The organism is Bacteroidota bacterium, from assembly GCA_034723125.1.
Taxonomy (GTDB): Bacteria; Bacteroidota; Bacteroidia; order CAILMK01; family JAAYUY01; genus JAYEOP01.
On the sequence record JAYEOP010000085.1, the window covers coordinates 1 to 12,780 of the forward strand.

At 30.5% G+C, this 12,780-nt stretch carries 9 protein-coding genes; 4 read left to right on the forward strand and 5 right to left on the reverse strand.

The annotated features are described in order from the left end of the window. Nucleotides 1-111 precede the first annotated feature (111 nt). Nucleotides 112-1,080 carry an NAD(P)-dependent oxidoreductase gene (locus U9R42_02560; GenBank protein ID MEA3494896.1) on the forward strand — a complete coding sequence of 323 codons (969 nt, stop codon included), beginning with the start codon at nucleotides 112-114 and terminating at the stop codon, nucleotides 1,078-1,080. Then, nucleotides 1,073-1,207: a phosphotransferase gene (locus U9R42_02565; GenBank protein MEA3494897.1), complete on the forward strand. Its 135-nt coding sequence runs from the start codon at nucleotides 1,073-1,075 to the stop codon at nucleotides 1,205-1,207. Before U9R42_02560 ends, U9R42_02565 begins: the two co-directional genes overlap by 8 nt. A 241-nt stretch (nucleotides 1,208-1,448) precedes the next feature. On the opposite strand, the gene U9R42_02570 is transcribed toward U9R42_02565, so the two are convergent. The 5 genes from U9R42_02570 to U9R42_02590 form a co-directional block, all read right to left on the reverse strand. Beyond that, nucleotides 1,449-2,228, reverse strand: coding sequence for a ribonuclease H (locus U9R42_02570; GenBank protein MEA3494898.1), 780 nt, complete (start codon nucleotides 2,226-2,228; stop codon nucleotides 1,449-1,451). A 170-nt stretch (nucleotides 2,229-2,398) separates the two neighbouring features. Then, entirely contained in the window at nucleotides 2,399-2,935 is a 537-nt protein-coding gene (locus U9R42_02575; GenBank protein ID MEA3494899.1) for a hypothetical protein, read from the reverse strand. A gap of 15 nt (nucleotides 2,936-2,950) precedes the next feature. Continuing rightward, complete coding sequence (locus U9R42_02580; GenBank protein MEA3494900.1) at nucleotides 2,951-5,779, reverse strand: prolyl oligopeptidase family serine peptidase; 2,829 nt, start codon at nucleotides 5,777-5,779, stop codon at nucleotides 2,951-2,953. A 162-nt stretch (nucleotides 5,780-5,941) separates the two neighbouring features. Next, nucleotides 5,942-6,958: a bifunctional ADP-heptose synthase gene (locus U9R42_02585; protein MEA3494901.1), complete on the reverse strand. Its 1,017-nt coding sequence runs from the start codon at nucleotides 6,956-6,958 to the stop codon at nucleotides 5,942-5,944. 122 nt (nucleotides 6,959-7,080) lie between these two features. Further along, a complete protein-coding gene (locus U9R42_02590) occupies nucleotides 7,081-8,274 on the reverse strand; it encodes a YCF48-related protein (protein MEA3494902.1) in 1,194 nt (397 codons plus the stop codon). Nucleotides 8,275-8,530: 256 nt separating this feature from the next. Here U9R42_02590 and U9R42_02595 point away from each other — a divergent pair, with 256 nt between their 5' ends. Both U9R42_02595 and U9R42_02600 read left to right on the forward strand, forming a co-directional pair. Then, a complete protein-coding gene (locus tag U9R42_02595) occupies nucleotides 8,531-9,907 on the forward strand; it encodes a hypothetical protein (protein MEA3494903.1) in 1,377 nt (458 codons plus the stop codon). Nucleotides 9,908-10,015: 108 nt separating this feature from the next. Further along, the coding region (locus U9R42_02600) for a TonB-dependent receptor (protein ID MEA3494904.1) at nucleotides 10,016-12,780 on the forward strand (2,765 nt) is incomplete at its 3' end.

The following is a 12,780-nucleotide window of genomic DNA, read 5'->3' on the forward strand; positions in this document are numbered from 1 at the left end:
TTAAGGGAGGTTCTATAAAATTAATTCATCAATTCTATTCAACTTATTTCAACCCCAGACCTTAACTTGCCATTCAAAAAAAGAACTTAAATTCATATTAAACAAAAGAAAATGGACATAATATTTTACGAAGCTTTTGAAGAAGAAGAAAAAGAAATAAAAAAGCATTTACCTAAAAATATAAATGCAGAATTTACTTGGAAAAGCATTCAGGAATATGGATCCAAAGAACCTCCTGCAAAAATAATAAGCACAAGAACACAATCAATTTATCCTATTAAATGGGCAAAAAAAATAAAAGGAATTCTATCTCGTAGCACAGGTTATGATCATTTAAAAGAATATCAAAAGAAAGTAAGTGCGGATATTTCTTATGGGTATTTACCTCTGTACTGCCACAGAGCCGTTGCTGAGCAAGCTTTACTTTTATGGATGTCCTTATTAAGAAAATTACCACAGCAAATTAAAAGTTTTTCTCGTTTCCATCGTGATGGACTTACAGGAAGGGAAACAGAAGAAAAAACACTTCTTGTGGTTGGTGTAGGGAATATTGGTTCGGAGGTAGCAAAAATAGGACATGGCTTGGGAATGAAAGTTCTCGGTGTTGAAATTGACATAAAGCATCCTAATGAAAAATATGTTTCTATTGACGAAGGAATAAAAAAAGCAGATATTATTGTTTGTGCTATGAACCTTACAGACAAAAATCACAACTATTTCAATTTTGAACTATTAATGAAAGCAAAAAAAGATGCTGTTTTTGTTAATATTTCACGTGGTGAAATTTCTCCATCTTTAGAATTATTAAAAGTTCTAAACAAAAATCACTTAAGCGGTGTAGCACTTGATGTTTTTGATTCGGAGAAAGAGCTTGCAAATGTGCTTAGGAATAATGCAAAAACTAATAATGAAGAAACATTAGCAACTCTGAAGCTAATGAAGAAGTCAAATGTAATTTTAACACCTCATAATTCTTTCAATTCAGTAGAGGGGGTTAAAAGAAAATCGGAGCAAAGTGTAGAACAAACGATAAGTTTTTTAAAAACAGGGAAGTTTATTTGGTCTGTTCCGGGTGTTTGAAGAGGATGCAGGATACAGGATGCAAGATGCAGGATGCAAGATGCAGGATACAGGATGCAGGATGCAAGATGCAAGATGCAGGATGCAGGATGCAGGATGCAGGATGCAGGATGCCCAGACGGGCTAACTTCGTGTCGCAAGATGCAGGTTATTTCTGGCTGAATATTGTTTGTATTTTTCTCGCTAAGACTCAAAGGATTTTTTTGTTAAGCAATAGTCATTTGGTAGTCATTTAGTTGTTGTTTATTTTTATTGATTTTTTTAGCCTTTGTCTTAGCCTTTGCCTTAGCCTTAGCCTTTTTGAGGATAGGATGCAAAACAAGTTGCAAGTTACGTCCTACTAAGAACTAAAAACTGCTGACTTTCAATCACTCCTCTCTTGCAATTCTATTAGCCTCTTCATGGCAAATTTTATTTCCTTCACTTTCGGCATGTCCTTTAACCCATTGAAATTCAATATATTTCTTTTGTATTAATTTCTCAAGCCTTTTCCAATACTCAATATTTTTTGCTTTTTCTCCATTGGCAGTATGCCAATTATTTAATTTCCAATGAAATATCCATTCAGTAATTCCTTTACGAACATATTGGCTATCAGTAATTACTCTTATTTTTTTCTCATTTTCAAGTTTCTCAAGACCTTTAATCGTTGCATAAAGTTCTATCAGACAACTACTTTGCAGCAATGTTTTCTCACTGATTAATTCTTTGGAATCATTAGTTTTTACGATAAATGCAGCAACACCACCTTTGTTCTCGTCTTGCAAAAAACAACCATCGGTAAATAGCTTGGTAATATTCTCAATTCCGTTTTCAATTATTCTGATGTTATCTTTTCCTTGTAGTTTATCCGAAACAATAATTTTATTTATATCATTAAAAGCTGCAACATCTTTGTTATCAATCATTGAAAAGCTCAGCTTAAAGCCTTTAAAAAAAGTATCCTTTCGTTTATTGTGAAGTATTTTTCTAAATTGATACTCATTTTTTTGCAAAAAATCATGAAGCAATCCTGAACCTTCAAACTCTAAGTTTTTTGTTTTTGGGTTAAAAAAAACAATTGCTTTACTTTTACTATTGGAAATACGTATTTCGTAAACACCTTTTTTCTCTGAGATAATTTCCATTTTCAGTAAAGTAACAAGCATTTTTATTTCCTATTTATTAATCCACCCTAAAAAGTCTTAAAATGATTTTCAGCTCCTTTCTACCTCAAACCCTAAAGGAAGAAGTAGCTGAAAATCAGGACTCCCTTTAGGGAGTGGGGCAATTCCTGATTTTCAAAACCTGCATTCATTATTTCTTAGAGTGAACTCATTTATTTCTCAATTTTAAATTGTTCGCATTTTTTCAATATTTCCAAAAGTTTTGTTGTTTGTATTTTTTTAAATTCTCGTTCAATAATTTCCAGCTTATTTCTTGCATCACTTAAATGCTTTTGAGCTCCGTTTATTACACTTTCATATTGTATTTTTGACAGAGAATAATATATCTTATTTGTAGCATCATTTATGATAAAAATATTGTCTTCAATTTTTCCTGATGCTATCTCAAGGTCAAGGCATTTTATCTTTCTGCTATCTTTCACAATTTCAAAAAGTTCATCTTTTGCATATCCGCAATTCATCATAAGATTGTCAGAAGAAGTAAATGCATAACCGGCATAAAGTTTTGTATCCTGCAAACTCATTGCATTTTGAGCATCTAAGATATTTGTTTCTGTTTCTTCAAAGTAGGAATAAATATCAGCAATATAATTTTTAACATCTTTAATGCTCCTTTTAATTTCTTTGTTTTGTGAATAAGAAGCAAAATAAATAGAAATTAAAATTGTTAGTGAAAGGAGTTTTTTCATAATAAAATCAAATTATTAATTTTTATTTTCAATTAATTTATAGCCATCAATTTTCCCTTTTTGAGTTGCAGGAATACCTTCTTCCATCCAAATAGGCATGGGTTTATTTTTCAGATAATAATCAAAAAACTGCATCATCCTAATACTTAGGTCAACTCTGTTTGGCCATTTTCTGAGATTATGGGCTTCATTGTTATAGCTTAGCATCCATGCTGGTTTGTTTAATCTTCTCATTGCAACAAACATTTCAATTCCTTGATACCATGGAACTGCTCCATCATTATCATTATGCATTAAAAGTAATGGTGTTTCTATTCTATCTGCAAAAAATATTGGTGAATTTTCAATATAAAGTTCTGGTTTTTCCCAAAGTGTAGCACCTATTCTACTTTGCCCTTCTTCGTACTGAAACATTCTACTTACTCCACTTCCCCAGCGGATTCCACCATAGGCACTTGTCATATTTGAAACTACAGCACCGCCCATTGCAGCCTTGTAAAAATTTGTTTGAGTAAGCATAAAAACTGTTTGATAACCTCCCCAGCTTTGACCTTGCAGTCCAATATTTTTTTTGTCAACAAAATCTTTTTCGCACATTGCCATTGTTCCACTCATTATTGATTGATATGCACTTTTGCCAGGGAATCCTTTTTTATAATTAATGTCAGGAACAAAAATTAAATATCCGTTACTCACATATAGAGGAAATGAAATTACAGAGTGGCTTGGCTTTGGTATAGAATGTTGATTAATATTATCTGAACCTTTTTCATAATAATAAACAATCATGGGATATTTTTTTGAAGCATCAAAATTCTCAGGTTTATAAAGTAATCCCTTAAGTTCTTCGCCTTCAAATGATGTCCAAGCTACTTGTTCTACTGTACCCCAATTGTATTTCTGTTGTTGTGGATTTAAATTTGAAATTACTTTTTGATTTTTAAAATCAATGTTACTTATTCGGAGTTGTGGGTATTCTTTAAAACTTTCTTTTCGCCAAATAATTTTGTCACAATTTTTTGCTTTTTGTAGTCTTCTAAAAGAATAATCCTGCATTATTAGCATTTTAGCTTCTTTTGTTTCTTCAATTTCAATTGTAAAAAATCCTTCTTTTTTATTCTTTTTGTTAAATGCTTTTAAAACTAAAGTGCCTTCGAGATATTTCTTTTCTCTGTCAAGATTTACATTTCGGAATATAATTTCCTGTTCCCTTCCATTGGTAATTTTAATTGCATGCTTTTTCCCTTTAGGATCAATTTTCCAAATATCATATTTGTCATAAATAAAAATATTTTCATCCTTCTCCGACCAACCTGCAATTCCATAAGGATGTGGGTCAGTTGGTACATCATAATCCTCATTGAAAAAACTCACATTTATTTTTTCTGTCAAATTCACTTTTTCATCACTCCCGATTTTCTTAGAATACCATGAGCTATCATTACTTTCATACCAATAAATATATTTTTGGTCGGGAGAAATATTTATACTTGATTGTCTTTTTTTAAGCAATAATTTTTGTTCACCTGTTTTTGTGTCCAATAAATAAGCATCAAAACATCTCTTAGATGTCCATGAATAAGACCGTTGATATTGCTTGTTACCAAATCCTAAGGCATATCTTGCATCCCTGTCTTTATAAAGTCTAACTCTTTGGATATTTTCATTCTCAAGTTTTATCATTTTATTTTTGTCAAAATTAAAAACACATAAATCAGATTTCTTTAAATCAGACTTTAAACGTAGTTTTTGTTGTGGTTGCAATCTTAAATCCTTCCAATTCCAAACATCAAGATGATATTTTTCATTTTCGAGTAATGTGTCTTTAACTTCGGGTTCAGGTTTTTTTGCTATACCAAAAAATAATTTTTCACCATTTTTTGAAAAATAAATGCTTGCGTTTTTACTCACACAAAAACCTTTGGGCATTAATGTATTTGTTGTATCAACAATAATTTCAACCTTGTCTTTGTTCCAATAAAGTAAGCTGAATATTTTTGTCTTTGTGGTATCTCTTGAAATTAAAAAAGCGACTTTTTTACCTTCTTCATCAATTGTAAATTTTTCAAATTCATTAGTTGTTTTATAAATTATTTTATCTGTTTGAGACAAAGTATTAAAAAGATGAAGCGAAATAGTATCAATAGAATCCTTTACGATTGTTGTAAAAACAATGGAATTACCATTTTTTGAAATGGAATAATCTTTTACATTTTTGAAAAGAAATTCTTTTTCTGAAATAGGATTGAAAATAACAAGATGAGTAGCTATTTGTTTTTTTTCTTTTTTCATCTTCTTTTTTTCTGCTTTACTCTTTTTTTCTTTTTTTACTTCGTTACTATCAGCAACTTCCTTTTCTTTAATCTTTTTCTCTTTACACAAATGATAAACTATCCATGAAGAGTTTTTTTCTGCGATTTTGAATGAAGTTATTCTTGGAATTTTTATTATCGAATCTTTGTCAAAAAGCCATATTCCCATGCTATCTTTTGGTAGTTCATCCTTCTTCACTTTTTCTAGTTTCATCTTCCGCACTGAATCATATTGTGCTTTAATTTTGAAGATAAGAAAATCAGAATTAGGAGAAAAACTTGCTATTTCTCCTCTATCAATAAAATCTAATTTATCTTTCTTTACATCAAAAAGAAATAATTTAGAATCAAGTGCTGTTTTTTGTGGTGTAGAAATATATGTTACCCAATTTCCATTATTGGATATTTTTATATTTTTCATCACATTCCATTTTTCATAAACTGAATGGTCAAGATTTTTTTTGTTATTATTTTGAGAAAAAGAAGAAAATGCAGGTATTAAAAGCAAAATAAGTAAGACTATTCTTTTCATGTTGTTTATAAATTTAAAATAATTACGAAAGTAATAATTATTGTAGAATATGGATTCTTTATTAGCTTTTTTATTAGAAGTTCCCATACACAATAAAAGAAACATGTTGTGAAAAACCGTAGCAAATGATATAAACGAAACTTAAAAAACCTTTTACCATACTCACTTTCCTGAAAATATCCTAATGCATTCTTTTTCCATCCATTCCCTTTCAATTGGAACAACACCAACTCTTTCGCATACAAGCCCTCCTGCAATGTTTGTTAGTTCTGCAAGTAAATTAATGGGATGTTGTGAAGCTATTGATAAAGCTGTTATGCTTGCAACGGTATCGCCAGCACCAGAAACATCATAAATGCTTCTTTTGTGTGTTGGTACAAGAAAATCTTCTTTGCCATCATTTATGTAAACGCCTTGTTCCGAAAGTGTAATAAAGGTAATTGAAATATTCATTTTGTCAAAAAGAGAGTTAGATACCTTACGGAGTTTTTCTATTGTAATTGGTTTTTCAATTAAAATCCCCAATCCTTCTTTTAGTTCTTTAAAATTGGGTTTGAATAAAGTTGAGTTTTTATAAGAATTAAAATTTTTCCTTTTTGGGTCAACAATAGTTGGAATATTTCTTTTGTTTGCTTCATCAATAATATCCTGAATGAATTTCTTTGAAAGCACTCCTTTATCGTAATCCTGAAATATCAATGAGTCTATTGAATCTAATTTTTCAAGAATCTTTTCTTTGAGTTTAATGCATTCTTTTAGATTTATTAGTTTATCTGTTTCAGTATCAAGGCGAATTGATTGTTGCTGTTCGTTTGAAATCACTCTTGTTTTTAAAGTAGTTGGTCTGTTGTTGGATTTAATAATACAATCAGGCTTTATATTTCTTTTTTCAAGCAAATTAAGGAAAACTTCTCCTTCGTTATCATCTCCAATTACAGAACATAAAATAGGATTTGCTCCTAATTTTTTTATGTTTAAAGCTACGTTGGCTGCTCCTCCAAGTCGGTATTCTCTTTTGTTTACCAAAACAATTGGTACAGGTGCTTCTGGTGAAATTCGGTTTACACTACCCCACCAATAAGAATCAACCATTACATCCCCGATTATCAGAATATTTTTCTTCTCAAAATCATCAAAGATATTTGTTACTTCACTTTTTGAAAGTTGTATGTTATTCATGTTTTTATTGCGTTAAAAATAAGTATTTTATTTTGAAGATATTACAACATTTAAAGAATTAAGTTTTACAAAATCAAAACATTTTCCTTAACAGATTATTTTATCAACTTGAATAAATAATTTTATTTCAATATCAATTTCTTTGTAATTACTTCATTATCAGAAATGATTTGGACAAAATAAATACCTCTTGAATATTCGTTTAGGTTAAATTCAATTTGTGAATTAATATTTTTCTCACTAAAAATAATTGTCCCATTTGGATTAAAAATATTAATATCTAATTCCTTTTTAGAATTAGAATTTAAAACAAAAGTTCCTTTTGAAGGATTTGGATAAATAGAAATATCGCTTTTAAGTTTTGTATCCTCAATTCCATCGGGTACTTCTCTTTTTAATATTAATCCGTTTGTACCAACAGCAAAACCATTTCCGTAAGGAGTAAAAATTATTTGTTTTATTGTTTCAGTACCTCCTGAATTTTCTATTTCCCAACTAGAACCTCCATCATTTGTAGTAAGAATTAATTCATGCTTGCCACCAATAAAACCTGATTGAACAAAAGTAAAATATATACTATAAAAATATGTGCTTGGGTAAGCGGCAGGGCTAATGTTTGTCCAATGATTTCCTCCGTCAATTGACCTTTTTACTAAACCACGACCAATTATATATCCTACATTTTCTGTACAAAAAAATGAGTTGTTAATGTTGTTCCATCCTTCGTTTATTGTATCCCATGATGTTCCTCCGTTATTAGTTTTCCAAATTCTACCGGAAGTAGCACTAATAACTCCTGTATTTTGGTTGAAAAATTGTACAGCTATAAAATCATCAGCAGTATAAATTGATTTAGTAAGCCAACCTAATCCACCATTGTTTTCTGACTTAAAGAATCTGCCTCCATCAGAACATAAATATCCAATATTTTGGCTTGGAAATGATACATCTGTAAGATTAACGTTTGACCCGATATTTATTTTTTGCCAAACAGCACCACCGTTTTCTGTTTTGTATAAGCCTCCGTTTCTACCAACAACATATCCTAAATCTTTATCAAGGAAATTACATGAAAGTAGTTCTGTAGTAACCGAAGGAGTTGTAACATTTGTCCATGTTTCACCGGCATCTGTAGTTTTTAAAATTACACTTTTTGTAGGACTGTATCCAACGATATATCCAATAGAATCACCAATAAATTCTATATCGCATAAAGTTGCATCCGCAATCCCTGAATTTTTTTTGTCCCAAGTATGTTGTGCTAATAGCAATAAACTTGAAATTGTTAAAACGATTGTAAGTAAAAATCTCTTCATAATATTTCTTTTTAATTAAATGAACTCAAAAATAATTGACGAAATTAAATAAAATATTTGAATTATTGCAAATAAAAAATATTTATTCACTTTTCAATATCCAAAAATAATTTTCACAAAAGTTGTTTTGTTATTCAAACATCCAATTTGAAAATTGTAACAATCTTGTAATATTTTTTAAATTTTTTTGAAACATTCTTAATTCATTTTTGTAGCGATTATAAAAATTATGTTTAACTAAAAAAAATTAGAAAAAATGAAAACAAATTATTTGAAACTTTTTATCTTAATGTTTGTCTTTTTTGGTGTTGTCCTTTTAAATTCATGTAAGGAAGACGACCCTATTGATCCTGGAGTTACTGATGAATATACTATAACTGATGATGGTAGCGGAGTAGGAACAACTACTTGGAAAACAGGAAAAACATACATTCTTGACGGATTGGTGTTTGTAAATGACGGACAGGTTTTAACAATTGAAGCAGGTACAGTTATCAAAGGAAAACCGGGAACAGGAGAAAATGCAAGTGCTTTAGTAGTTGCAAGAGGTGGAAAAATCAACGCTGTTGGAACAGCTAATAGCCCTATTATTTTTACAGCCGAGGTAGATGAACTTAATGGCAATATTGATGTAAAAGCTAGAGGATTATGGGGAGGAGTAATAATTCTCGGGAAAGCAAAATTAAATTCTAACCCGGGGGAATCTGCAATTGAAGGAATTCCTACAAGTGAAACACGCGGAATTTATGGAGGAAATGATGACGCAGATAATTCCGGAACTTTTCAATATGTTTCGATTCGTCATGGAGGAACTGATATTGGCGAAGGAAATGAAATAAACGGATTAACTCTTGGAGGAGTTGGAAGCGGAACTACTATTGACCATATTGAAGTTATTGCAAATGCTGATGACGGTGTTGAATTTTTTGGAGGAGCAGCTCAGTGCAAAAATATGATTGTTGCTTTTTGTGGTGATGATTGTTTTGATTATGATGAGGGTTTCCAAGGCAAAGGTCAGTTTTGGGTTGCAATTCAAGATTTTGATGAAGGCGACAGAATTGGAGAACATGATGGAGGCACAGATCCCGAAACAGCACAACCTTATGCTATCCCCGAAATATTTAATGCTACTTATGTTGGCAGAGGAACAGATGCAGGAAAAAGAATGATAACTTTCCGTGATAATGCCGGTGGGAAATATGCTAATTCAATTTTTCTTAACCAAGCAAAAGGTGTTGACATCGAATTACTATCAGGTGAAGGAAGTTTTGACAGATTTCAGGCAGGAGAATTAGAAATAAAAAACAATATTTTTTATGATGTAGCGGACGGAACAGCGGAAGGGCTTTTTAAAATATCTTTTGGAAGTGGTGCTTCAGCAAATCCCGATTCTACAAATGCTTCTACAGAATTTGTAAATTATTTTAATACTGCTAAAAACGTAGTTGCTAACCCGGGTGTATCTTATTCGGCAAGTTCATGGAATCTTGTTCCAACAGCAAATGTGTCTGAAAATATGGCTACATACCCTTCAACTTGGTTTGAAAATGTTTCGTACAAAGGTGCATTTGCTCCTTCAAGTACAAATTGGGCATCAGGATGGACACTAATAAGTACTGCAGGATTACAATAATAATTAGTCATTTATTTTCCCATATAAGGGAAATTATATAAGTAAATTGCAGGGAGTGATTAAAATCATTTCCTGCAATATCATTTGAAACCAATTAAAATTAACATTTTGAATAAAAAATATTTTATTACTGTATTAATTTTGTTAATTACTTTCATCTCTTATGCACAAAAAGGAATAATCAGGGGAAAAGTAAATGACAAAAAAACAGGTGAAGAACTTATAGGAACAACAATTATAGCTGTTGGAACTCAGATGGGAGCTATCACTGATTTTGACGGTAATTATTCTTTAGAACTACCTGTTGGAAAATATGAAATAAAATGTTCATTTATTTCTTATGAAACAATAACTATTACTAATGTAGAAATAAAAACAGACGAAATACAAAGTATTAATTTTCAATTGGGAGAAGCTAGTATTGTTTTACAAGAGGTTAGGATTGAAGCAAGACAAATGCGTAAAACCGAAAATGCTTTGTTAGCAATGCAAAAAGTATCAACATCGGTCATTAATGGAATTTCAGCACAGGAAATTTCAAAAGCTGGCGATAATAATGCTGCTGCTGCTTTAAAAAGAGTGATTGGAATATCGGTTGAAGACGGGAAATATGTTTATGTTAGGGGATTAAGTGACAGATATTCCAAAACAACACTTAACGGTGCCGAAATACCAGGACTTGACCCAAATAGAAATACTGTTCAGATGGATATGTTTCCAAGCAATTTAATTGAAAATATGGTGGTTTTTAAAACATTTTCTCCTGAACTACCAGGCAGTTTTGCAGGTGGATATATAAATATTGTTACTAAAGATTTTCCTGAGAAATTTACATTCCAATTTTCCAGCTCATTTGCTTACAACGACCAAAGTAGTTTTAATAAGAACTTTTTAACTTATGATGGTGGTAAACTTGATTGGCTCGGAATTGATGATGGCACACGCAATTGGCCAATTAATAATACAAAAGAAATTCCAAGTCTTTATGTTGATAATGATAAACTTGATAATATTACACGCTCTTTCAATAATGAAATGGATACAAAACATAAAAAGTCTTTTATGAATCAATCTTATTCAATTTCTCTTGGAAATCAAAAAAATATAGGGGAAAAGTCATTGGGATATATTGTTGGAATAAATTATCAAAAGAATTATGAATATTTTAATGATGGAGCAACAGGGCGTTATAAACTAACAGGTTTTGAAGAAAATAGCTTAAACACTGAAAGGTTTCTAAATACAGAAAAAGGAGCAATGGAAGTGCTATCAGGGGGAATGCTTAGTTTAAATTATAAATTATCACGTAAACATAAAATAGGTATTGCAGGAATACATAATCGTAGCGGTGTTACTTCCGCAAAATTTCTTGATGGTAAAAAACCTTCAGACGAAATTGGAATGTATCAACAAAATCGGGAATTGAAATTTCTTGAACGTTCAATAACATCAGGACAATTAAAAGGTGAGCATTATCTTGAAAATTTTAAAAAATTAAAAATCAACTGGCTTAGTTCCTATACTGTTTCAAAGCAAAATGAACCGGATTTACGCTATTTTGTTAATAGCTATTATATAGAAAATAATGATACAACTTTTGAAATTGAAAAATCAAAATATGCTTTGCCTGCAAGATATAGCCGTGAAATGAAAGAATCTAATTTTGATAATAAAATTGATTTCAGTATTCCGGTATTTATTCCATTCAAATCAAAATTAAAATTCGGATTTGCAAATGTGTATAAATACAGGGTTTTTGAAGAAGAGCGTATAGATATAAATAGTCAGAATAATTCATTTACAGCAAGCATTTCAGAGTATTTTAACGACAATAATATAGGTCAAAATGCTCAGGGAACTTACGGTGTTTATATGATTGATGCTACAGATACAAAAAATAGTTATACCGGTAAACAGGATGTTGCCGCGGCTTATGCTTTGATTGATGTAAATTTTAATAAAAAACTAAGAATGACAGTGGGGGGAAGATTGGAATACACAAACATACATATAGAAAGTTATAATAAAAAGAAAGCTGACGGGAATTTGGAAAATTTAGACTTTTTACCTGTTTTGAATTTTACTTATGAAATAGTTGAAGATTTATTTATAAGAACTGCTACTTCACGTACTTTGGCTCGTCCAACTTTCAGAGAACTTGCTCCTTATGCTTCGTATGATTATGAAACAGGAGAAACAAAACTTGGTAATAATAATTTAGAAAGAACATTAATAGATAATTTTGATATACGAACAGAATATTTTATTAAACCCGGAGAAATAATTTCAATTAGTGGTTTTTATAAACGATTTATCAATCCTATTGAAACAACTTTTAACCCTATTGCTTCAAATCCCGAATTAACATGGAAAAACGTTGAAAAAGCAAATGTCTATGGAATTGAATTTGAATTTCGTAAAAATCTGGATTTTATAAATATTTTAAGAGATTTTAAAATCGGGCTTAATATGTCTTATATCAAATCGGTGGTTAGCATTGATTCTTTGGAACTCCTTGCAATACAGGGTACTAATCCCAATCATGCCGATACAAGAGTAATGTTTGGACAATCTCCATATATTGTTAATGCTATTTTATCTTACAAAAACGATAGCATTGGATTAAGTGCTAATATTTCTTACAATATTGCAGGCGAAAAACTTGCAGTTGTCATTGTTTCAGGAACTCCAAACATTTACGAACAGCCATTCAACTCATTGAATTTTAATATAAATCAAAAAATAGGTAAAAGATTTTCTTTGAAATTTTCTGCAAAAAATATTTTAAATTCAATACATGAAAAAATATACACCTATAATAGTAAAGAATATATTTACGATAAATATTCGGTGGGCAGGACATATTCATTGGG